Here is a 23,135-nt window from a genome sequence, read left to right as displayed (position 1 = left end):
AAGGTAGTATTGTTCAAGGTAGTTAAAGGCAAGATCAGCAGGAGGAAGAGACGATCGTGGAGTCCAGATATGAAAGTCAAAAAGAGAAAATAGTTGAAGCTGACAGTATTGTTTTTTCAGCAGCTATTACGAATGAAGAAGCACATATCTTTCAATTATTAAAAGAGAAACAGGGAAAACATTTGATATGCCCTGAAGCAAAAGTGTATCAGGATTTTTTAAAGGCATATAGCAGCAGTAGCGGGTATCATATTTTTAAAGGAGATTTAGATACGTTGTCTGCTTCGGATGTAGTGATATCTTTTGGTGTATGGTTTCAGGATGAAAGTACAGAGGCAACATCTTTGGTTCACAAGGTGCTGAAAGAAAAAAAGCCTCAATTTGTTTACATGCATCCTATAGAAGATGCAAGACTTCAAACGAGTATCACACAGTTTATAAAATACGAAGTAGGGAGTGAAGAGGGTGTAGCCGCATTGTTGGCATATGCACTACTGCAAGATGTAACACTTCCTGAAGAGATAGAAGATATTTTGGATGACCTTGATATCGGTTACCTCAGTGCGGAAAGCAATGTAGGAGAAGAAGAGCTGGAATCGATGAATAGCCTTATCGGTGATAAAACGACAGTATCTTTGATCATAGGAAGTGATCTCTATACGCATCCAAAAGCAGAACAGATAGCAAAATTGATAGCGTTTCTGGAAATGTACGCAGGAGTCAATGTTTTATGTATACCACCTCTACGAAATGCTTTAGGTGTAGCATTGATTTGTGACCTCGATGATGACGTTCAAGGTCAAAGTGTGGACTATGACACTTGCAAAGAGGGTACTTATGTAAATAGTGATAAATGTGTGTATCTTAATAATGATACAGAAACCTTAAATATAAGTGAATTAAATAGCATTGCCACTATAGTAGGACTGGATGCCAAGAATTTTATAGACTACAGTAACCAATTACCTAAAGATAAAGGCTTTCAGAAACTCAGTGATGATGATCTAAAGAATCATTGTATTAGCAGAGTGATACCCCAAGAGAGAATAAGGGATTTTACCCTCGATGAAATAGATGATCTACCTGTGTATGACGGTGCAGTGACCTATACCTATAGAAAAGTTGAAAATGCGATGGAAAAGTGTCTGAGAGAGAGTGTTTTGATCGGTTCTAAACAGTTTTCCACGGCTACAAAATTGCAAGATGGGGACATGATTTCTTTTGAGATCGAGGGGGTTAAATTTGAACGTGTGTTTAAAATTGATACATCTATGAAAGGAACCATTGCGTTAAATCCGACTTTTGACATAAACTTAAGTGCATCTTTGCTATCCTCCTATAGATTTAGCAGACTAGCTTTTGAAAAAATAAACAATCAAAAAATAGGAAACAACGATGAGTGAAGTACAAACAGTAGATAATATGGTCTCAATTTCGATTGATGGTATAGAGTACAAAGCAAAAGAAGGTGAATATATCCTTAATGCTGCTCGTGCTAATGATGTTTTCATCCCGGCTATATGTTACCTGACAAGATGTTCGCCAACATTGGCATGTCGTATTTGTCTAGTAGAGGCAGATGGTAAACAGGTATATGCATGTAACGCTAAAGTCAAAGAGGGGATGGAAGTCACTACTGAGACACCAAATATCCTCGAAGAACGTAGAGCTATCATGGAAGTCTATGATGTGAACCATCCACTTCAGTGTGGTGTATGTGATAAGTCTGGTGAGTGTGAATTACAGAATTATACACTTGAACTTGGGGTAGACTCACAATCGTATATGATCCCGGATACAAAAAGAGAGACAACAAACTGGTCATCAGTATTGCATTATGACCCGGGTCTCTGTATCGTATGTGAACGTTGTACTACTGTCTGTAAAGATATGGTAGGGGATGCAGCGATCACTACGGCAAAAAGAGGCGGTGCAGATCTTGATAAGGGTTATAAAGACACGATGCCTAAAGATGCATACGCTATGTGGAATAAACTTCAAAAGTCTGTGATCGCACCGAGCAACGGTACAGGTGAGACAAACTGTTCAGACTGTGGTGAATGTATCGCAGTATGCCCGGTGGGTGCACTCGTAAGCCGTGACTTTGTCTATCAGTCAAATGCATGGGATTTAAGAAGAATACCTGCTGTGGCAGCACACTCGAGTGATGGTGCACAAATTTATTATGAAGTGAAACATACATCGATTGAAGACAGATCTGAAAAGATCTACCGTGTTACGAATGAATGGTCTTATGTCTCATTGGATGGTTCAGCACGTTTTGCCTATGACTATGAAAACAGAGATGTAACGAAAGATGAAGCAGCATTCAATACAGCACTTGAAGCGTTTAAAAAAGCGGATACTATCCGTTTTAACGCTATGATCACAAATGAAGAAGCGATGATGCTTCAGACACTGAAAGAAAAAATGGGGCTTAAACTCTATAATCCAGAGGTCAGAGCATTCCAAAAATTCTTAGGTCACTATGCAGCAGCATCAGGTAGCTCTTTATACTCTACAGATACAGATGCGATCATGAAGAAGAGTGATTTTGTTATTTCTGTAGGTGCGGCACTTAGAAATGACTCTCCAGCACTTAAATATGCGTTCAACAACGTACAAAAGCTTAACAAAGGTGCAGGACTTTACTTCCACCCGGTAGGTGACACATTGATCCCTACATTTGGTAAGACGGTTGAAACATTTGTTCACAAAGCAGGTCTGGAAGAAGCAGCACTTTACCTTATCTTAGATCTATTTGCAGATAAAGAGAAACTTCCTGCAGATGTAAAAGAGTATATTGATAGCTTTAAAAGTTCTGAGACAAGAACGGTTAAAGAACAGGTCATGAAGACTGTCAAAGAGATGGTAAAAAATGAAGAGACTGGTGAAGAGGAAGAAGTATCTAAAAAAGTCAAAGAGACTGTTGAAAAAGAGATCACTGTAACGATCAACGGACTTGTGACACTTTTAGGTAAGGATTCTGAGAAATTTGATGATGCATTTGACAAAATGATGAAGAAAAAAGAGGCTTTCTCATTGATGGTAGGTGAAGATCTTTACTTCCATGAAAAAGCTGAAAATCTTGCTAAACTTGTAGCACTTGTTGAAGCAACTTGTAACATTGATGTTGTTATGACGCCACCAAAGTCAAATGCACTGGGTGTTGCATTGATCTGTGATCTTGACGATGAATGTTCTGGTTATACAGTCGGGTACAACGAAAATGGTGACTTTAGACTCTCTGCACTGGGTGATGGCGACCTGGATATGCCGGCAATGAACCAACAAGAGGGAACATTAACCTCTATGGCGAAAAGAGTACTCCCTACCAATGCGGCATTAGAATACGATGGATATGAGTTAAATGACATTGTAAAAGCACTTGTAGGTGCACCAGAGTTAACGATTGACTGGACAGAGATGCTTCCTGTGTCTAAAGGCTTTAAAGCTGTAGCATTTGACTCTTTACCAAATTCATATACGAATGCCGGTGTAGATAACCGCGGATATAAACTGGATGTCACCGTGCAAGAGGTAGGATTACCGACAGTTGAGAAGTTTGATGAGAGTGCAGCACTTGAAGGTGAGATCGCATACAGATGTAACCCTGCGAGACAGTTCAATGACTTTACAGATAAAGCACATGAGATCTTTGAAGCATTCGCACTCTATGCAAGTCCAGCCAAAGCAGAGAGCTTGGGCGAAAAAGTAGAAGTAGTCTTTGAAAATGGAAGCATTACTTTAGATGTAGTTGCTGATGAAAAGATCGAAGGTGACATTGTAAAAGTTCCAGATTTTAAAGCTGCTAAAGATGTATATGGTCTCTTTGGCGGATCTAGATATCAAACAGTAACATTGAGAAAGGTGTAATATGGAAACAACACTTATAGAAAACTTACCAGAAGTTACAGCATTAGGTGTGATCATTAAGGCCATTATTATTTTGGCAGTGATTTCAGCAATTGCAGGTTTTGGTACATACATAGAAAGAAAAGTGCTTGCATTTATGCAAAGACGTCTTGGGCCGATGCACGTAGGACCGTATGGTTTACTACAAATTGCGGCAGATGGTATTAAACTCTTCACAAAAGAGGATATCATCCCGCAGAATGCGAACAAATTCATCTTTATGATTGCACCTGTGATTACAGCAGCAACAGCATTTATTGCTCTCTCTGCTGTACCGGTTTTTCCAGACTTTACAATTCCTGAGTTTATTCCTTTGCTTGGTGATACCTTTGTACCCTCTATTGCATCTGATTTGAACATCGGTGTGTTGTTTGTACTTGGTATGATGGCAGCAGGACTTTACGGACCGCTTTTGGCAGGTATGTCACAGGCGAACAAATGGGGTATTATAGGATCAGCGAGAACAGCGATTCAGTTTTTATCTTATGAGGTAGTCACAGGGCTTTCTATCTTGGCACCGATCATGTTAGTGGGCTCACTGTCATTTGTGGACTTTAATGAAGCACAAGCCGGTGGTATCGGTTCATGGCTGATCTGGCAACAACCAGTAGCGTTTGTACTGTTCCTCATTGCAGGATTCGCAGAGACGAACAGAACACCATTCGACCTTCTTGAGCATGAAGCAGAAGTTGTTTCTGGTTATGCAACCGAGTATTCTGGTATGAGATGGGGTATGTTCTTTATCGGTGAGTATGCGAACATGATCACCGTTGCTATTATTGCATCGATCGTATTCTTAGGTGGATTTGATGCAGCAGGTGACTTTGGATGGTTGTTTATTATCCTTAAAATTGCATTTTTCTTCTTCTTGATGTTATGGGTAAGAGCATCATGGCCACATATTAGACCAGATCAGTTAATGTGGCTTTGTTGGAAAGTATTAATGCCAATCGCAGTCATCAATATCTTGATCACTGCTATCGTGGTAATGGTATAAGGAGTAGGTATGAGTTTAGAACAATTTAAAAACAGAAATGTAGGGACACAAAACTACACAACCGTTGATGTAGGAAGAAAACCTGAAACAGCGATGGAACAGTTCTCGCAAGTAGCGAAAAGAACCGTGAAAGGTGAGCTTTTTGTAGGGTTATGGGTTACAATGAGATCAATGTTTAAAGCACTGTTTAAAGGAGATATGCATACAGTCAAGTATCCATTTGAAAAAATGCCAATCTCTCCGAGATACAGAGCGATCCATGACATGCTTAGATTACTTGAATCAGGTAACTACAGATGTATCGGTTGTGGTCTTTGCGAAAAGATATGTATCTCGAATTGTATCTCTATGGATACAAGATATGATGAAAACCAACGTAAAGAAGTGAGTGAATATACCATTAACTTCGGTCGTTGTATCTTCTGTGGTTATTGTGCAGAGGTTTGTCCGGAACTTGCTATTGTTCACGGGCCGCGTTATGAGAACGCTGCAGAGCAAAGGGCTGGATTCTCTCTCTTTGAAGATATGTTGACACCTCTTGACAAACTGAACTTACAGCAAGAGTATGACGGATTTGGTGCAATATCTCCAAATGCAGATGAAAACATTAAAAAAACACCACTAGCATATTAGGGAGAGTAGAATGTATGAAATCGTAGCCTTTTACCTATTTTCGGCTTTAATAATAGGACTTTTCTTGATCACAGTGATGAGTAAAAATATACTTTATGCGATGACATCTCTCGCAGCAGGTATGGTACTTATCTCTGGATTCTTTTTCATTTTGGGTGCAGACTTCCTTGGTGTCGTTCAACTTGTTGTTTATGTTGGGGCTGTCATGGCCCTTTATGCCTTTGCGATGATGTTCTTTGATGCAACAAGAGATATCAAAGAGAAAAATACAAACAATGCTTTAGTCTTCTTGCTTGGTGGACTCTCAGCATTGGTATTGGTACTGATGTTCGCAGCACCGATCTTCAGCGAGAATATCCAGGCACTTTACCCAATGCATGAAGGTGTAGGTAATGCACAGGATGTTGGAATCGTGCTCTTTACAAAGTATCTTGTACCGTTTGAAGTAGCCGCACTCATGTTGCTCGTAGCAATGATCGCTGGAATTATACTTGCTGGTAAGAAAATGGATGTGAGTCTCACTGAAGATATGGGTGCAGATGATGAAATTATGATAGTAAAGGATGAAAAATGATGATAGGTCTTTCTCACTATTTGATCGTATCTGCGATACTCTTCTCTATAGGATTGGTCGGTGTACTTAGAAGAAGAAACCTTTTAATGCTTTTCTTCGCAACAGAAGTAATGCTGAATGCAGTCAATATAGCCTTTGCAGCGATTTCACATTATTACAATGACTTGACAGGTCAAATGTTTGCATTCTTTATCATTGCGATTGCAGCGAGTGAAGTGGCAGTGGGTCTGGGTATATTGATCGTGTTGTATAAGAAACAGGGAAGTCTTGATCTTGACGACCTTGCAAGTATGAGAGGATAATAATGGAAAATTTAGTATATGTAGCACTTTTTGCACCATTTGTAAGTTCTCTTTTTGCAGCTTTATTTGGTATGAGTGAAAGAAAAATATTTGTAGGTATTGTTGGTTCTATACTTATAGGTGTAGCATTCGTTGCTTCGGCAACATTGGCATACAATCTTTACACGACAGGTACAGTCGTACATGTAACGATGATGGATTGGATCAATGCAGGAGATCTGAACATACCGTTTGGTTTTGTGGTTGACCAGATATCGGTTACAATGATGACAGTGGTGACTTTGGTTTCTACTGTAGTACATATCTATGCGATCGGTTACATGGACCATGATAAGAGTTTCAACAGATTCTTCTCATACCTCTCTGCCTTCGTATTCTCTATGATGATACTTGTGATGTCAGATAACTTTGCCGGTCTGTTTATAGGTTGGGAAGGTGTTGGTGTTTGTTCATGGCTACTGGTTGGTTTCTGGTACCATAAGCCGGACCAGGCAAGAGAAGACAATCCTTCTATCTCACCTTCATGGGCAGCAAATGAAGCATTTATTATGAACCGTATCGCTGACCTTGGTATGTTGGTCGGTATCTTTATCCTTTATTGGAACACGGGTTCTTTGCAGTATGATGAAGTATTTGCACAACTTCCATATCTTGGTGAAACAGTGTTAGTAACGGCTGCAATCGCACTCTTTATCGGTGCGATGGGTAAATCAGCGCAGTTCCCACTTCACACATGGCTAACAGATGCGATGGAAGGTCCTACACCAGTTTCTGCGTTGATCCACGCAGCAACAATGGTAACAGCAGGGGTTTTCCTGGTCATTAGATCTAATCCATTGTACAGTATGGAAGAAGTTGCAGGGGTGAGTTTCTTCATTGCATCACTTGGTACCTTTGTTGCATTCTACGCAGCATCTATGGCACTGGTTGAACGTGACCTGAAAAGAATTATTGCCTACTCTACGCTTTCACAGTTAGGATACATGTTTGCTGCAGCAGGGCTTGGTGCGTACTGGATCGCAATGTTCCACCTTGCAGCGCACGCATTCTTTAAAGCACTCCTCTTCCTTGGTGGAGGTAACGTAATGCATGCGATGCATGATGAGCTTGATCTCTTTAAGATGGGGGCACTAAGAAAGAAGATGAGAGGGACATGGATCTACATGACCATCGCTTCCATTGCACTTGCTGGTCTACCGCCACTTGCAGGATTCTGGTCAAAAGATGCGATTATTGAGACAGCATTTAATGAACATACCTATGTTTTATGGGCTATGTTGGTGATCACTGCTGGTATGACAGCATTCTATTCATTTAGACAAATATTCCTATCGTTCCATGGTGAAGACCGCCACACGCCGTTAGGATTCCATCCACATGAAATGTATAGATTTGTACTCGTAGCGATGTCTCCTCTTGCAGTACTTGCAATCATCACAGGCTGGTTTATGGGACAATATAAAGCATTTATCTATGAGATAGGCAATAGTGTACAGTATGAAATGTCTGAGCATACACACCACCTGGCAACCTATTTAGGGCTGATCGTTATCTTCTTTGCTGTATCCGGTATCGCGTATGCATACTTTAGATATGCAAGAACAGGTGAGAATGCTTGGAAAAGAAGTGAAAAAGTTGAGAACGGTTTCTTCTATAAACTACTTGCTAACCAGTATTATGTGCCTAAATTCTATGAAGAGTTCATTACTAAACCATATATGATGATCTCTGAAAAATTCTGGACACAGGTGGATCTGAAAATAGTAGATGCAACTGTAGACAACATTGCGAAGTTCCTTTACGGTTCTGGTGATAAAACAAGAAGTATGCAAACAGGTAACCTTTCAAACTATCTAAACTGGATGGCTGTTGGTGCGGTACTGTTATTGGTAATTGCTGCGATTTCAGCGATGATAGGTTAAGGGGTAAAAATGGAAAATATTTTAAGTATATTGGTCTTCTTCCCAGCAGTTGCAGGATTGCTTGGGTTTATAGTAGATAAAGAGAGTGCAAGAACTTACGGTATTACTGTAGCTGCAATTGAATTCTTGCTTTCTTTATGGTTATGGTTTAGTTTTGATACATCAAACGCAGGTATGCAGTTTGTAGAGATGATCCCGTTGATCCCTGATATGGGGATATCCTATTATCTTGGTGCTGATGGTATCTCATTGTTCATTATTCTTATGACAACATTGATGACACTGATCGGTATGGCAAGTATGGGTGAAACAAAAAATATTAAAAATATGATCGTAACACTCCTTTTCCTAGAGATGACTATGGTAGGTGTATTTGTCGCACTTGACGCTATTATCTTCTATTTATTCTGGGAGCTTTCTCTTGTACCAATGCTTTATATCGTTGGTGCATGGGGTGGACCATTAAGAGTGTATGCGGCGATCAAATTCTTCCTTTATACATTCATGGGGTCACTTATTATGCTAGTTGGTATGTTATTTGTTGCATATATTTACCATAACCTTACAGGGGTATGGAGTTTTGCCATCACAGACTGGTATGCATTGGTTTTACCTGTAAATTATCAGCTATGGCTATTTGCAGCGTTCTTTATCGGATTTGCGATCAAAGTACCGATGTTCCCGTTTCATACATGGATTCCTTATGCACACGGGCAGGCACCTACGATCGGTTCGGTTATTCTTGCAGCAGTACTTCTTAAAATGGGTACCTATGGATTTGTTAGATTCTCCCTTCCAATGTTCCCGGATGCATCTGTCTTGGCTATCACACCGATTGCAGTGTTATCGCTTATCATGATTATCTATACAGCTATGATCGCTTATGCGCAAAAAGATATGAAGCAAGTGATTGCATACTCTTCAGTATCACACATGGGTATTATTATGCTTGGTCTTTTTGCAATGAATGCAGAAGGTTTGTCAGGTTCAGTATTCCAAATGTTGTCTCACGGTATCGTATCGGGTGCACTCTTTATGCTTGTGGGTATGATCTATGACAGAAGACATACGAAGTTAATGTCTGAATTTGGTGGTATAGCATCCGTGATGCCTAAGTTTGCGGTGATATTCGGGATCATGCTGATGGCATCGGTCGGACTACCGTTGACTATCGGTTTTGTCGGTGAGTTCCTTGTACTTCTTGGTTTCTACCAAGTATCACCAATGATGACTATTTTGGCAGGAACCTCTATTATTTTAGGTGCCGTTTATATGCTAAGAGTCATGAAACGTACTTTCTTTGGTCCATTGAATAATGAAGAGAACAAAAAACTCAAAGATCTCAATGGTAGAGAAACATGGTCACTTATCCCATTGGTTGCAATAGTCATTTGGTTAGGAGTATATCCTAAACCAGTACTTGAACCGATAGACAACTCTGTAAAAGCATTGTTAAGCTTTATGGATGAAAAAGCAATTACACAAGAGGCAAAAGATATGATAAGTGTTGCAAAATCAAGTAAGGAGGCAAACTAATGTTAGAGCCAATTAATGTGAGTTTAGAAAGCCTGAACCTTATTACACTAGCACCTATGCTTATAGCGATTGCTGGTGGTTTGATTATTTTGATCATTGATCTTCTTAATGGAAAATTACATAAATCATTGTATGTCATGTTAACGATCTTGGTACTATTCGTTGATTTTGGTTCTGTATTGGGACTCAATGTCAATGAACGCGGATTCTTTGATGTGATGTTGATTGATGGTATATCTATTGTATCTCAGCTGATGATCATTGGTGGTTCAATGATATTCATACCATTGGCATTGACATCCAAGAGATTCCATGAGTATTCATATCCTGAATTCTTTGCACTTTTCTTATTTATGATCGCAGGATTCCAGTTCATGGTAGCGACAGATAATTTAATCCTTATCTTTGTTGGACTTGAGACAGCATCGCTTGCACTCTATACACTGATCGCATTGCATAACAGAGCGAACTCGTATGAAGCTGCAGTGAAGTATTTTACTATGGGTGCACTGGCAGCAGGATTCTTTGCTATGGGTTCAGCAGTTGTTTATGCACTCACAGGTTCAGTAGAACTTTATAAAGTAGCAGAGGTTATGGCGACGCGCTTGAATGAAACAGGATTAATGATCGCGGTATTTGGTTCATCCGTATTGTTACTTGTTGCTTTTGCTTTCAAACTTTCACTCTTCCCGTTCCATACATGGGTACCGGATGTTTATGAAGGAGCCTCTGCAGCGTTGGCTGGATATATGTCAGTGGTACCTAAAATTGCTGCGTTTGTAGTAAGCATCAGACTCTTTGGTATGTATATTGATCTTGGTATCGAATGGGTAAGATGGACGATCCTTATCATTGCAGTACTTACGATGACACTTTCAAATATCATGGCATTGGTACAAAATGATGTCAAGCGTATGCTTGCATACTCATCTATCTCTCATGCAGGTTTTATCATAGCAGCATTGGCACTAGATACCACAGAGGGTAACACAGCAATATTCTTATACTATGCGCTCTTTATGTTTACAAACCTTGGTGCGTTCTCAATGTTGTGGATATCACGTCATAAAAAGAGAAGATTTGATTCACGTTATGACCATCCGTATGAAAAGTTTGCGGGTCTGATCCAGATCATGCCAATGGGTGCAGTTATCATGGGACTCTTTATGTTCTCTCTTGCGGGTGTACCTCCATTCTCAGTGTTCTGGGGTAAAGTCTATGTGATGCAGGCAGCGGTAAATGCTGGTTATATCTGGTTAGCGATCATCATGGGGCTTAACTCAGCGATCGCTGCATATTACTATATGAAACTTGTGGTGTATATGTTCTTGAAAGATCCGGTAAAAGATGTGGATGTAGTCTACTATAACATCTCTAAACCATTGATGGCCATGGTCGGTTTCGCGACTGTTGCAACTGTTGCAGCCATTTTCTATGTACAGCCGCTTGTATCATATATCTATTATATGATCAGTGCCAGCGGGTACTAAGATTTAGCGTTCAGCGTTGAGCGCTGAGCGTGTAGAAAGGTTGATGTTCCGACCTTTTCTCTTACAATAACAATTTTTCCAACATTTTTACATCCCCTTTTATCACGTTATCAAACTGAGAGTTATTAAATGTTGTCTGGCGTTTAGCCAATCGTGCAGTATTGGTAGTGATTTTTTCACTAAGCATTTTTTTGTCATAGATCCCGTCCAGGTAAGCCAATGTCTCTTTGATCCCTATAGATTTCATACAGTTGGGTGAGCGTGTATACTTCTTCTCCAGTGTACATATCTCATCGATCAAACCATCATTGATCATTATTTTAGTACGCAAGGCGATACGTTCACGAAGTTTTTCTCTTTCAATCTCTATCTGATAGATAGGAAGTGGTTCAGTTACAGTAGGTTGCGGTGGAAATTGTTTAAAATATTGTGTGGGGGTCAGGCCGGTTTCCAAATAGATGTTCAATGCTTTTTCTATACGGTAGGGATCATTGGATTCAATCTTTGACATGTACTGTGTATCTAACCGATGAAGCCACGTATAGCTCTTTTGTAAATCTTGTAAATATATTTTGGTTTTTGCATCGGTCTCATTTGAAATGTTGGGTAATTCACTGATACCTTCTATGAGCATTTTGAGGTAAAAACTGGTCCCACCAACGATCACAAGGTTTTTCCTATCCTCCAGGCAGCGTCTATGTACCTCATGATAAAGCCTGATAAAAGTCGTGACATCAAAATTTTCATTAGGGTAGAGGTAATCTATACCAAAATGTACAATACCTTCTCGTTCACTCAACGTAGGTTTTGCAGAGACAATATCAATATCTTTATAGATAGAGAGTGAATCGAGTGATAGAATATAGGCATTCATCTGTTGTGCTATTTTGATGGAAAGTGCTGTCTTTCCTGAGGCAGTAGGACCGATGAGTGCAAGCTGTTTAAAGGTTTTAAGACTCGGCATTTAGTGCCTCACTGTAGTGTATTTTGATACTTCTCATAGCGTAATCATACCATAACCCCAAAAAGGATAAAATACCACTATAGATATAGAAGGGCAGGAATGAATTTATTTGACAAGAACAACCGTTTTAACATTGCCAACCTGGTAACCTATTTGAATGTCTCAGCAGGTATCATGGCAATATTTTTTATCGTGAAAGGTGATTTCTTCACCGCTATCGTCTTAGCATGGATAGGCGGTGCCTGTGACATTATTGATGGCAAGCTGGCACGTAAATACAGTCTTTCAACAGAGTTTGGGATCCAACTTGACAGTTTTGCAGATTTCCTCTCTTTTGTGGTCATGCCGCCGTTTTTACTTTTTTATGCAGTCAAACACTATAGTGGTATTAGTGGTGTAGAAGAACTGCTGTTGGGTTTGGTATTTATCTGGTATATCATCAATGGTTTGAGAAGACTGGTGGAATTTAACCTTAAAGTGGATGTTGGAGAGGTTGAAAAGTACTTTGAAGGTGTGCCTACACCTTTAGGTGCTATTCTTTTATGGATCCTCTATCTCCTGAATGCCTATGGAGTGATCACAAATGTATACGTTATCGTTGTTTTAGTACTGATCATCGCATGGTCACTGAACTCTAAACTGAAAATCCCTCATCCGTAGAGTGAAACAGTGAATCGTTTTAAAGAGAAATTGAACCATTTTTCAGAATTGGTCATGTTTAAGCATTCAGTGTTCTCCTTACCCTTTATCTTTATAGCAATGCTTGTTGCTGCACAAGGTTGGTTTGGCTGGAAGCTGCTGTTTTTAGGTACAATGGCAGCAGTCACTGCGAGAAACTTTGCTATGGGGGTGAACCGTTATCTTGATAGAGATATTGACAGACTGAATCCTCGTACCAAAGGTCGTCCTTCTGTAGACGGCAGAGTGTCAAATGAACAAATGGTAGGATTTATAGTATTGAATGCCTTGTTGTTTATGGTGGTTGCATATTTCGTGAACAGTTTGGCTTTTAAGCTCTCATTGCCTATTTTGATTGTACTAGGGGCCTATACATTTTTTAAGCGTTTCTCTTCAATGGCACACCTTATTTTAGGGGTAAGTTTGGGACTGGCACCTATAGCAGGTGTAGTGGCAGTAAACGGCGAGATCACTTTATGGTCTATTTATCTGGCAATGGGTGTGATGTTCTGGGTCGCAGGATTTGACCTGCTATACTCTCTGCAAGATATCGAATTTGATAAAGCCCATGGGTTGCACTCTATCCCTTCTAAGTTTGGGGCAAACAAGACCATGTGGATCGCAAGGCTATTCCACTTTTTTGCCATTGTGTTTTGGGCTGCTTTTGTAGTGGCTGCAGGGTTGGCTTTTTGGGCACAGCTCGCTATAGTTTTTTCTACTATCATGTTGGGTTATGAACACTACATCGTCAACAAAGATTTTACACAAATAGACAAAGCCTTTTTTACAGTGAATGGTTACCTGGGATTTGTTTTTTTAATTTTAATTATCGTGGAGGTTCTATAAGATGGAAATGATGGATATGACAGTTTTAGGATTATTGGCACTGTTGGTGATCATACTGTTGATGCTTGTGGGTAGAAACAGTAAATTAGCAAAAGAGAATAAAAAACTCAATGAAATACTGGACGTCAAAAATGTGACGATAGCAAACTATGAAGCATCACGTGTTGCAGTGAAAGATGTGATAGAGAACTTCTCCTCTTTGGATGATGTGATGGAATTGATCAATGCAGGTGAAAGTAAAGCTTCTGTCTCTGAAAAACTGGGTATCCCTGTAAGTAAGATAGAACTGATCATCAAGTTTGATAAACTCAAAAAGAGAGATTAATGTCCAAGAGCTCATGGGAAAGAGTTTTATCTGAAGCGTATGCCTCTCTTGAAGCAGAGTATCAGAGATTTTTAGAAGAAGATGCGGACTACTTCCCTACCAAAGAAAACTACCTGAATGCCTTTAACACACTTCCTAAGGAGAAAGTAAAATACATCCTCTTTGGACAGGACCCTTATCCAAGAAAAGAGAGCGCCGGGGGGTATGCTTTTATCGATACTAAAGTGCAGAACCTTTTTTCAGCCTCTGGTTTAAGTAAAGAGGTCAACCGTGCAACAAGTCTGCGTAATTTTATGAAGATGGCCCTCGTCGCTAGCCATAGGTTGACAACAGATGATACTTCCCAGGAAGCCATTACCAAATTAGATAAAACAGCAATGATCGATTCTATAGATGACCTTCGGCGTAACTTTGAAAAAAACGGGGTACTTCTTTTAAATACGGCACTGATATTTACAGACAAAAAAAGTACGAAAAAACATATCAAAGCATGGAAACCTTTTATCCAAACACTGTTGAATGCCATGGAAGAAAATGCACCAAAACTTATCTTGTTCGGTACGCATGCAAAGGACTTAAAGAGACAATTTTCACTCGATAGATTTGAAACGATCGAACTGGAACATCCCTACAATCATACATTCATTTCCAACCCCAAAGCAATCAAATTATTTGGCCCTATGAATTTACTTGATAAATAAAGATTTCTCTGCTATAATTGCGCTCTAAATTATCGCTACTACATTTTAAATGTGCACTCATAGCTCAGCTGGATAGAGCATCGGTTTGCGGTACCGAAGGTCTCAGGTTCGAATCCTGATGGGTGTACCACTTCTTTTTTGTATCAATCACGCGTTTTCTTTTACTGCTGAATGTATAACGCAATAAAATCACGTAAAATCTGAACACAACGTATAAGAAGGCCTATTTTACTTCAATACATTATCTTTAAACAACCAACTCCTAACCAGATTTATATTATAATAATAACAAATTATCCAAGAGAGCTTTTTATGAACATTCTACTCATTAACATCAATCCTGTTGTCTCAAGATTGCTCGCACTTTGTACAAGAGATGAAAATATAGCACTGGATGAAGTAGTGAGTGCAGATGCAGTGAAGAAAGCGTCATATGATATCATTTTTGTGGATGAAGTCTCTTATGTCAATGATGTGCAAGTGTTACTTGAAGCATTAGATGCAAGAAAAAAAGTTTTTATCTCTTATGCTGGTGAAGCGATGATGGGTTTTGATGAGACTATCAAGAAACCATTTTTACCTTCGCAGATCATCAATGTGATTGAAAGTATTACTCCGAATGATGCTGATGAAAGAGAAGAAGGAACTGCAATAGAAGAAGATATCTCTATTTTTCCATTCTCTTTAGAAAATAAAGAGGCAGAGGATGAGATTTTACCGGATATTGTTTCTAGATCTACAGAAGAGAAAGAGGATGATACTATGTCGGAACTGGAAGAAGATATGAGCCTTCCAGAAGTACTGGACAGGGATGAAGTAGCAAAGATCAAAGCATTGTTAGAGATGGATGATGAGATAGAAGAGAATGAAAATACCATCTCTTTGAGCGATGATGACTATGAAGCGCGTAAAGTGGAAGTGATCAAAGAACAACTGATCGCTGACGGATTGGAGATCGTAGAAGAGAATGAAATAGTCGAAGAATTGAGTTATGATGCTGTAAATGCTCCAGAAGAGAGAGAGGGGACACTTTCTAAGACAAAGCAGGAGACAGGAGTAAATGAAGAGGAACTTTCTCGTATCGAAGTAGCGATCTGGGCTGCACTGGGTCAGATGAAACCTAAAAAGATAAAAAAACTTTTAAAAGGCAAAGAGACGAAAATCAAAATAAAATTAGAGGATGATCAATAATGCAAAAAGGGGCTATTTTAGTACTCTCAGGTCCAAGCGGTGCAGGTAAAAGCACCATTATCAACGCAGCGTCAGATGAGATCGGTGAATATTATTTTTCCATATCGACGACCACACGTGCTCCCAGAGTAGGTGAAGAGGATGGCAAAGATTATTTTTTTGTAAGTAAAGAGAGTTTTGAAGAGGATATCAAAGCGGGAAATTTTCTTGAGTATGCGGAGGTACACGGTAACTATTACGGTACATCACTCAAACCTGTAAGAGAAGCTTTGGATGAGGGAAAACTGGTGATATTCGATATCGATGTACAGGGCCACAGGCTTGTACGTGCAAAGATGAACGATATTACGACATCCGCATTCATCACACCGCCGACCCTCAAAGAGTTGGAGACAAGACTTCGTGCACGCTCAACCGACGATGAGTCTGTCATAGTCAAGCGTATTGAAAATGCAAAAGGCGAGATCAAAGCAGTGGGTGAGTATGACTTCACCATTATCAATGATACAGTGGAGGAAGCAACAAAACGTTTTGTGATCGTGGCCAAGGCAGCGAGATTGAAACAAAGTGCAGAAGATGAGGAAAAATTTGTTGAACATTGGTTGGTAAATAACTAAGATTAAACATATTGCAGTATAATTATTCAAATTAATGCTCTCTGTAGCGAAATATAAAGGATTAACATGGGTATGCCAAGTATGCCGGAACTATTGATCGTATTAGCGATTGTTGTACTTCTTTTCGGAGCAAAAAAGATTCCAGATCTTGCTAAAGGTATGGGAAGAGGTATCAAAGACTTCAAGAAAGCAATCAAAGAAGATGAAGAAGAGCCTAAAGAGATCGCTTCTAAAGAAGAGCCCAAGGTTGAAGCTTCAAAAGAAGAGAAAAAAAGCGAAAACGCTTAAGTTTGATACTGAGCAGTTCATTGCTCAGTGTTGAAATAATTATTCCTCCAAATAGCTATGAAGCTATTTTCTACTACAATTCCATATTAACTATGACGGAAGACCAATGAAATTAAAACAACAGATCAATAACGTTATCAAAGAAGCTTTTACCAAGGCGGGTATAGAACACGAGCCTATGAGTGTCACCGAAGCGACCAAAGCCGAATTCGGTGATTTCCAGTTCAATGGGGCAATGGCCTTAGCTAAACCCTTAGGTAAGAATCCTAGGATGATCGCTACAGAGATCATAGAAAACCTTGATCTGACCGGAATACTCGAAAAAGCAGAGATAGCAGGTCCGGGTTTCATCAACCTATGGCTTAATCCCTCTTGGCTTGCTTCACAATGTGAATCAGCACGTAAAGACAGCAGACTTGGTGTAGAAAAACGTGAAACACCTGTCAAGGTAGTAGTAGATTATTCTGGTCCGAACATGGCCAAACAGATGCACGTAGGACACTTGCGCTCTTCTATTATCGGTGATACATTGGCAAACCTTTTAACCTATCTTGGGGATGATGTCATACGTCAAAACCATATCGGAGACTGGGGTACACAGTTTGGAATGCTCATTGCCTACCTCGAAGAGATACACGAAGAGGGGTCGGTAAGTTTAAAAGACCTGGAGCAGTTCTACAAAGATGCTAAAGGACGTTTTGATGAAGATGAGGCATTTGCAAATAAAGCCAGAGAGTATGTCGTAAAAATCCAAAGCGGCGACACTCACTGTTTAGCACTTTGGCAAAAGTTTATAGATATCTCTTTAGGACATTGTGAAGAGGTATATGAAAAACTCGGTGTCAATCTGACACGCGAAGATGTACGCGCAGAGAGTTTTTACAATGATTACCTGCACGGTGTGATCAGCGATCTGGATGAAAAAGGATTATTGACACAGAGTGACGGTGCACAATGTGTATTCCTGGAAGGCGAGGAAGTCCCGGTAATCGTTCAAAAGGGTGATGGGGGGTACCTCTATGCCACTACAGACCTTGCTGCATTACGCTACAGAGCACAGACATTAGGGGCGCAGCGTATCTCTTATGTGGTGGATGCAAGACAGGGAGAGCACTTCAAACAGGTCTTCAGGGTGGCAAAAGAAGCAGGCTTTGTTCCTGAAGATGTGAAGCTTGAACATATCGCATTTGGTACGATGATGGGTCAAGACGGAAAACCATTCAAAACACGTGAAGGCGGTACAGTCAAACTCATTGAACTGCTTGATGAGGCTGTTGCAAAAGCCAAAGAGACGATCAATGACAAAGAGAACTATTCGGAAGGAGAGTTGGAAAGATTGGCCAAGATCATAGGAATCGGGGCCGTAAAGTATGCGGACCTTTCGATCAACCGTGAATCCAACTATATTTTTAACTGGGGCAAGATGTTGAGCTTTGAGGGTAACACTTCACTCTATATGCAGTATGCCTATGCAAGGATCCAGAGTATCTTCAGAAAGTATGACGGTCCTATGGAGGGTGATATAATTATCGGTGATGCATTGGAGCATAGACTCTCTACGATGTTGCTCCGTTTTGAAGATGTACTCGACCGTGCTGCAGTAGATGCGGCACCTAACCAGATCACGACCTATCTTTATGAGCTGGCAACACTCTTTATGCGTTTTTACGAACAGAATCCTATCCTCAAAGAGGGTGTTGATGATGTAACTAAGATGAGTCGTTTACTCTTGGCTGACCTGACGGCCAAGACCATCAAACAAGGATTGGATATACTCGGGATCGAGACGGTCGATAAGTTATAATATCTATAACGTTTAGCAAAAATTTGAAGGGCTTTTTGGCTTCTTCAAAGGGGAGAAGTATTGATGAAAGCACTCATTATTTTAGCGGTACTGGCTACATTGGGACTCATTGCTTTTCAATACCATCGAAACAAAAATATCAAAAAACTTTTTACAGCACTTCTTACGCTTGGTATTATCCTATCATTGGCAGTTGCGGGGAATGTAACACGTCCGGTCATGCCCATATATCTGGCACATTTGATCCTGATGATTATTTCATGGGGAGGATTGATACTTTATCTTGTAAGAGAGAAATATGTTGGTTGGATCATTTTTTCGCCGCTGGTGACCATAGGCTTGTTTTTGTTATTGGAGTGGTTGACGGGTTCGGGTCATGAAGTAGGCTAGGCAAATGACAGATCATTGTCATTTGCAGTATTGGAAGTGAAATTCATCTATGCAGGATCACTATCTTTCTTTTTCTGATTTTCAACAAGTTCGTTTAAAAATGTTTCAAGTGAATAGCGTTGTCTGTATTCAGGTATCATGATATGGATAAGGATATCGCCTAAATCTGCTACTGTCCATTCGTCTGTAGCGTCTGAAGCGATAAACGTTTCCCCCTGTTCTTTGAGTTCTTTTTTGAGATGGTCAAAAAGTGCAAGCGTGTGTTTTCCATTGAGTGAGTTAGCGATCACTACACGTTTTGCTATATAATCTGCATCATCAAGGTTAAATACCTCAATCTCTTCGGCTTTCTTATCGTCAAGGATTTTTACGATGTTTGCTATTCTTTCGTCTATTGTCATATGGTGTTGCCCTTCTAATATATGTTTGACAGATTCTCTGATCTTTTCGTCAATAAATTGTAAATCTTTTTCTTCTCTTATTTGGGTTGAACTCATAGGTGCTTCTATAGGCAGAAGTTCCCAGCTATTAAGTGCATCCGTATCTAAATGATGATCATCCCGTGTTGCTATAACCCAGGTCACTGTTTCATTCAGCCATTCAAACGCATGCCATTTTGTCAATGTTGACAGATTGTCAGATCCTATGATCAGATACTTGACATCGTATTTCTGGTTAAAATGTTTTACACTTTGTGAGGTTACGGTACTTTTGCCTTCTTTGATCTCATAATCATCCACTTTCACACGTTCTATGGGGTCAAACAACATATGACACCAAGCAAGCCGTGTAGCGGCATCAGCCAGTGAAGATGTTTTAAAAGGGTTCAGATAGGCAGGTACGACAAGCAGTTGGTCGATCTGCAGCTTTTCTACAGCTTTTTCAACGATAAGTTGGTGTCCTTTGTGAGGAGGGTCGAAACTCCCTCCAAAGATAGCTATAGTAGGCTTTTGATGATTAACCAAATACTAACCTCATTTACTGTAAAATTGCGTAATTTTAGCATAATAATCATAAGGGTAAAGTATGGCTGTAAAAGTAGCAATTAACGGACTTGGAAGAATTGGTAGATGTGTGGCGCGTATTATTGCAGATAGGGATGATATTGAACTTGTTGCAGTGAATGCATCCGGTACTGATGAGATGATCCAGTACAACCTGAAATATGATTCTGTCCATGGAAGACGTAATGATGTTACTGTAGCCGACGGATATTTGAACATCGGTAAAACGAAAGCAAAGATATTTGCAGAACGTGATCTCTCTAAGCTGGATTTTGCCTCTTGTGGTGCTGATCTTGTTCTGGAGTGTACAGGGGCATTCTTGACAGCGGAGAGTGTACAGCCTTATTTGGACAATGGTGTAAAGAAGGTGATTTTTTCTGCACCGGCAAAAGATGACACGGCAACATTCGTACTTGGAGCAAATGCAGAGGATTATGCAGGTGAAGCGATCATCTCCAATGCAAGCTGTACGACAAACGGACTGGCGCCTGTAGCAAAAGTGTTGGATGATGTATTTGGTATAGAAAAAGGGTTGATGACTACGATCCACTCTTATACCTCTTCGCAGCCTATTTTGGATGCAAAACATAAAAAAGACCCGAGAAAAGGACGTGCTGGAGCAACCAATTTGGTACCTACAACAACGGGTGCAGCTAAGGCCATCTCTAAAGTACTTCCGGCACTTTCAGGCAAGTTGAATGGGCAGGCGATAAGAGTACCGACACCGGATGTCTCTATGGTCGATCTGACGGTAACCCTTAACACAAACGTGACAGTTGAAGAGGTACAGGCTGCATTTAAAACAGCCAGTGAAGGATCACATAAAGGTATTTTAGGTGTGGATGAAGAGTACAGGGTTTCTCAAGATTTTGTGGGTGAAGAGTTAAGTACAGTCGTACCGCTCGATACTATACAGGTGATTGGAGACAACATGGTAAAAGTACTCTCTTGGTATGACAATGAGTGGGGATACTCTCGCCGTTTAGTAGACATGGCAGTACATGTAAGTAAAAAGTAAGACAGGGAATAGATGAAAACATTAAAAGATTTAAAGATTGATGGTAAAAGAGTTTTTATAAGATGTGATTTTAATGTACCAAAGGATGAATTTGGGAACATTACAGATGACAGACGTATACGTTCTGCTTTGGCGACAATCCGTTATTGTATCGACAGAGACTGTAAAATCATTCTTGCTTCACACTATGAAAGACCGGAACCAGGGAAGTATGAAGAGAAGTATTCATTGGCACCTATCGCAAAAAGACTGCGCACCTTACTCAAAGTAGAAAATGATATCTTTATGGCAGAAGATGTCGTGGGTGAAGATGCTAAAGCGAAAGCAGCGGCTATGAAAGAAGGCGATATGCTTTTACTTGAAAATCTTCGTTATGAAGCAGGGGAAACAGAAAATGATATGGTATTTGCAGAACAGTTGGCAAGTTTTGCAGAGTTTTATATCAATGATGCCTTTGGTGCCTGTCATAGAAAACATGCATCTATCGATGCGATCACCAAATTCTTTGATGCAGACCATAAAGCAGCAGGTTTCCTTATGAGTAAAGAGATCAATTTCTTCTCTAAAGTACTTGAAAATCCTGTTCGTCCCTTTATCGCAGTTGTTGGGGGTTCCAAAGTATCTGGTAAACTCCAGGCATTGACAAACCTTATCAATAAAGTAGACAAGATCATCATCGGTGGTGGAATGGCATTTACTTTCCTGAAGGCACAAGGATATGAAGTGGGTAATTCATTGGTTGAAGATGATCTGTTGGATGAGGCAAAAGGTATTATGACCAAAGCCAAAGAGCTGGGGGTTAAACTCTATTTACCGGTTGATGTGGTGGTAGCGCCGGAGTTTTCAGAGAAGACGACAGTGAAATTTCTTCCTATACAAGAGATCCCTGCAGGTTGGATGGGACTGGATATAGGTCCTGCATCTTCAAGGCTTTTCCGTGAAGCACTTAATGATGCACAAACGATCATATGGAATGGTCCTATGGGAGTCTATGAGATGGACAGATATTCAAAAGGTAGTTTCGCAATGTCAAACAACATTGCACAAACACATGCAACAACGATTGTAGGTGGTGGGGATACTGCTGATGTAACACAGCGTGCCGGTGATGCTGATGAGATGACCTTCGTAAGTACAGGTGGTGGAGCAAGTCTGAAATTGATAGAAGGTATTTCTCTGCCAGGAATTGAAGCACTTGAGTAAAAGGATTTTGATTGATTTTTGCAGCAAATTTTAAAACGAATCATACCAGAGCATCAACGGAAAAATACATTGAAGTATTGAATGAAAAGCTGCTTGAAAAAAAACCCGAAGACCAAGTCTATATCTTCCCTCCTGCAACAGCTTTAGGCAAGTATGAGGGTGATTTTACGCTTGGTGCACAAAATGCCTATCCGACACAAAACGGTGCATTTACCGGAGAAATAGGTACAGAGCAGCTTGAGGAATTTGGTATCAAAACCATACTCATCGGACACAGTGAAAGACGAGAACATTTAGGTGAGTCTCAAGACAAAGTAGCCCAAAAATTTACATTTTTTAAAGAGCAGGGATATGAAATACTCTACTGTATCGGTGAACCGCTTGAGATAAGAGAAAAGGGCGATGAAGCTGTGATGGAGTATCTGTTGGCACAGTTTGACGGTATTGATATCAGCTATAAAGATCTTATTGTTGCTTATGAACCTATCTGGGCGATAGGAACAGGAAGATCTGCCACGGTTGAAGAGATAGCTTCTACCCATCAAGCGTTAAAGCAAACCGTACAAAAACCATTACTCTACGGAGGCAGTGTCAAGCCAGCAAATATTCAAGAGATCACTGCAATTCGTGGTGTGGATGGTGTTTTGGTTGGATCTGCGTCTTTGGATGTGGAGAGTTTTGCTACGATGATAGGCGAGAAGTAAAATAAAGTACGACTTGTCGCATTAAAAAGTGAG

At 40.1% G+C, this 23,135-nt stretch carries 23 protein-coding genes and 1 tRNA gene; 22 read left to right on the top strand and 2 right to left on the bottom strand.

The features are described from left to right. Nucleotides 1-56: 56 nt before the first annotated feature. The 9 genes from PF327_RS02930 to nuoN are packed head-to-tail and all read left to right on the top strand — an operon-like array spanning nt 57 to nt 11,369. On the top strand, nt 57-1,403 hold the full coding sequence (locus tag PF327_RS02930; RefSeq protein WP_289401254.1) for a hypothetical protein: 1,347 nt from the start codon (nt 57-59) through the stop codon (nt 1,401-1,403). After that, entirely contained in the window at nt 1,396-3,876 is a 2,481-nt protein-coding gene (locus tag PF327_RS02925; protein ID WP_289401253.1) for an NADH-quinone oxidoreductase subunit G, read from the top strand. The genes PF327_RS02930 and PF327_RS02925 overlap by 8 nt, the downstream gene beginning before the upstream one ends. 1 nt (nt 3,877) lies before the next feature. Beyond that, complete coding sequence (nuoH, locus tag PF327_RS02920; protein ID WP_289401252.1) at nt 3,878-4,912, top strand: NADH-quinone oxidoreductase subunit NuoH; 1,035 nt, start codon at nt 3,878-3,880, stop codon at nt 4,910-4,912. 9 nt (nt 4,913-4,921) lie between these two features. Then, nucleotides 4,922-5,545 carry an NADH-quinone oxidoreductase subunit NuoI gene (gene nuoI / locus PF327_RS02915; RefSeq protein WP_289401251.1) on the top strand — a complete coding sequence of 208 codons (624 nt, stop codon included), beginning with the start codon at nt 4,922-4,924 and terminating at the stop codon, nt 5,543-5,545. Between the two features lie 10 nt (nt 5,546-5,555). Further along, nucleotides 5,556-6,119 (top strand): NADH-quinone oxidoreductase subunit J, encoded by a 564-nt coding sequence (locus PF327_RS02910; protein WP_008244683.1) that lies wholly within the window; start codon nt 5,556-5,558, stop codon nt 6,117-6,119. Further along, nucleotides 6,119-6,421, top strand: a complete 303-nt coding sequence (gene nuoK, locus PF327_RS02905; protein ID WP_008244681.1) for an NADH-quinone oxidoreductase subunit NuoK — start codon at nt 6,119-6,121, stop codon at nt 6,419-6,421. The genes PF327_RS02910 and nuoK overlap by 1 nt, the downstream gene beginning before the upstream one ends. Nucleotides 6,422-6,423: 2 nt before the next feature. Beyond that, a complete protein-coding gene (nuoL, locus tag PF327_RS02900) occupies nt 6,424-8,343 on the top strand; it encodes an NADH-quinone oxidoreductase subunit L (RefSeq protein ID WP_289401250.1) in 1,920 nt (639 codons plus the stop codon). A 9-nt stretch (nt 8,344-8,352) separates the two neighbouring features. Then, nucleotides 8,353-9,879: an NADH-quinone oxidoreductase subunit M gene (locus PF327_RS02895; RefSeq protein WP_289401249.1), complete on the top strand. Its 1,527-nt coding sequence runs from the start codon at nt 8,353-8,355 to the stop codon at nt 9,877-9,879. Beyond that, nucleotides 9,879-11,369 carry an NADH-quinone oxidoreductase subunit NuoN gene (gene nuoN / locus PF327_RS02890; protein ID WP_008244672.1) on the top strand — a complete coding sequence of 497 codons (1,491 nt, stop codon included), beginning with the start codon at nt 9,879-9,881 and terminating at the stop codon, nt 11,367-11,369. Before PF327_RS02895 ends, nuoN begins: the two co-directional genes overlap by 1 nt. 61 nt (nt 11,370-11,430) lie before the next feature. Here the strand turns inward: nuoN and miaA are convergent, their stop codons facing one another. Continuing rightward, nucleotides 11,431-12,333 (bottom strand): tRNA (adenosine(37)-N6)-dimethylallyltransferase MiaA, encoded by a 903-nt coding sequence (gene miaA / locus PF327_RS02885; protein WP_289401248.1) that lies wholly within the window; start codon nt 12,331-12,333, stop codon nt 11,431-11,433. A 99-nt stretch (nt 12,334-12,432) separates the two neighbouring features. Between miaA and PF327_RS02880 the strand changes: the two genes are divergently transcribed. The 10 genes from PF327_RS02880 to PF327_RS02835 all read left to right on the top strand — a co-directional run bounded on the left by PF327_RS02880 (nt 12,433) and on the right by PF327_RS02835 (nt 19,173). Next, nucleotides 12,433-12,993: a CDP-alcohol phosphatidyltransferase family protein gene (locus PF327_RS02880; RefSeq protein WP_008244668.1), complete on the top strand. Its 561-nt coding sequence runs from the start codon at nt 12,433-12,435 to the stop codon at nt 12,991-12,993. A 9-nt stretch (nt 12,994-13,002) separates the two neighbouring features. After that, complete coding sequence (gene mqnP / locus PF327_RS02875; protein WP_289401247.1) at nt 13,003-13,857, top strand: menaquinone biosynthesis prenyltransferase MqnP; 855 nt, start codon at nt 13,003-13,005, stop codon at nt 13,855-13,857. A gap of 1 nt (nt 13,858) precedes the next feature. Further along, on the top strand, nt 13,859-14,182 hold the full coding sequence (locus PF327_RS02870) for a hypothetical protein (RefSeq protein ID WP_008244666.1): 324 nt from the start codon (nt 13,859-13,861) through the stop codon (nt 14,180-14,182). Further along, nucleotides 14,182-14,883, top strand: a complete 702-nt coding sequence (locus PF327_RS02865; RefSeq protein ID WP_008244665.1) for a uracil-DNA glycosylase family protein — start codon at nt 14,182-14,184, stop codon at nt 14,881-14,883. The genes PF327_RS02870 and PF327_RS02865 overlap by 1 nt, the downstream gene beginning before the upstream one ends. A 53-nt stretch (nt 14,884-14,936) precedes the next feature. Next, nucleotides 14,937-15,013, top strand: a tRNA-Arg gene (locus tag PF327_RS02860). Between the two features lie 182 nt (nt 15,014-15,195). Further along, nucleotides 15,196-16,074: a hypothetical protein gene (locus tag PF327_RS02855; protein WP_289401246.1), complete on the top strand. Its 879-nt coding sequence runs from the start codon at nt 15,196-15,198 to the stop codon at nt 16,072-16,074. Further along, nucleotides 16,074-16,691 (top strand): guanylate kinase, encoded by a 618-nt coding sequence (gene gmk, locus PF327_RS02850; protein WP_289401245.1) that lies wholly within the window; start codon nt 16,074-16,076, stop codon nt 16,689-16,691. The genes PF327_RS02855 and gmk overlap by 1 nt, the downstream gene beginning before the upstream one ends. 66 nt (nt 16,692-16,757) lie before the next feature. Next, the gene (locus PF327_RS02845) at nt 16,758-16,979 is read left to right on the top strand and encodes a Sec-independent protein translocase subunit TatA/TatB (RefSeq protein WP_008244663.1); all 222 of its coding nucleotides are present in this window, start codon (nt 16,758-16,760) and stop codon (nt 16,977-16,979) included. A gap of 106 nt (nt 16,980-17,085) precedes the next feature. Further along, on the top strand, nt 17,086-18,783 hold the full coding sequence (gene argS, locus PF327_RS02840) for an arginine--tRNA ligase (RefSeq protein ID WP_289401244.1): 1,698 nt from the start codon (nt 17,086-17,088) through the stop codon (nt 18,781-18,783). Between the two features lie 60 nt (nt 18,784-18,843). Beyond that, nucleotides 18,844-19,173 carry a hypothetical protein gene (locus PF327_RS02835; protein ID WP_289401243.1) on the top strand — a complete coding sequence of 110 codons (330 nt, stop codon included), beginning with the start codon at nt 18,844-18,846 and terminating at the stop codon, nt 19,171-19,173. 47 nt (nt 19,174-19,220) lie between these two features. Here PF327_RS02835 and nadD read toward each other — a convergent pair whose 3' ends face one another. After that, nucleotides 19,221-20,138: a nicotinate (nicotinamide) nucleotide adenylyltransferase gene (gene nadD, locus PF327_RS02830; protein ID WP_289401242.1), complete on the bottom strand. Its 918-nt coding sequence runs from the start codon at nt 20,136-20,138 to the stop codon at nt 19,221-19,223. Nucleotides 20,139-20,199: 61 nt separating this feature from the next. Between nadD and gap the strand changes: the two genes are divergently transcribed. Genes gap through PF327_RS02815 form a run of 3 tightly spaced genes read left to right on the top strand, consistent with a single transcriptional unit; the run spans nt 20,200 to nt 23,102 of the window. Further along, complete coding sequence (gene gap, locus PF327_RS02825; protein ID WP_008244654.1) at nt 20,200-21,195, top strand: type I glyceraldehyde-3-phosphate dehydrogenase; 996 nt, start codon at nt 20,200-20,202, stop codon at nt 21,193-21,195. A 12-nt stretch (nt 21,196-21,207) separates the two neighbouring features. After that, nucleotides 21,208-22,398, top strand: coding sequence for a phosphoglycerate kinase (locus tag PF327_RS02820; protein WP_289401240.1), 1,191 nt, complete (start codon nt 21,208-21,210; stop codon nt 22,396-22,398). Between the two features lie 11 nt (nt 22,399-22,409). After that, nucleotides 22,410-23,102, top strand: a complete 693-nt coding sequence (locus PF327_RS02815; protein ID WP_289401239.1) for a triose-phosphate isomerase — start codon at nt 22,410-22,412, stop codon at nt 23,100-23,102. Nucleotides 23,103-23,135 lie beyond the last annotated feature (33 nt).

The sequence above is a fragment of the Sulfurovum xiamenensis genome (genome assembly GCF_030347995.1).
In the GTDB taxonomy this organism is placed as follows: Bacteria; Campylobacterota; Campylobacteria; order Campylobacterales; family Sulfurovaceae; genus Sulfurovum; species Sulfurovum xiamenensis.
Note: the sequence above shows the minus strand (reverse complement) of the source record. Positions and strands in the feature narration are given on the sequence as shown.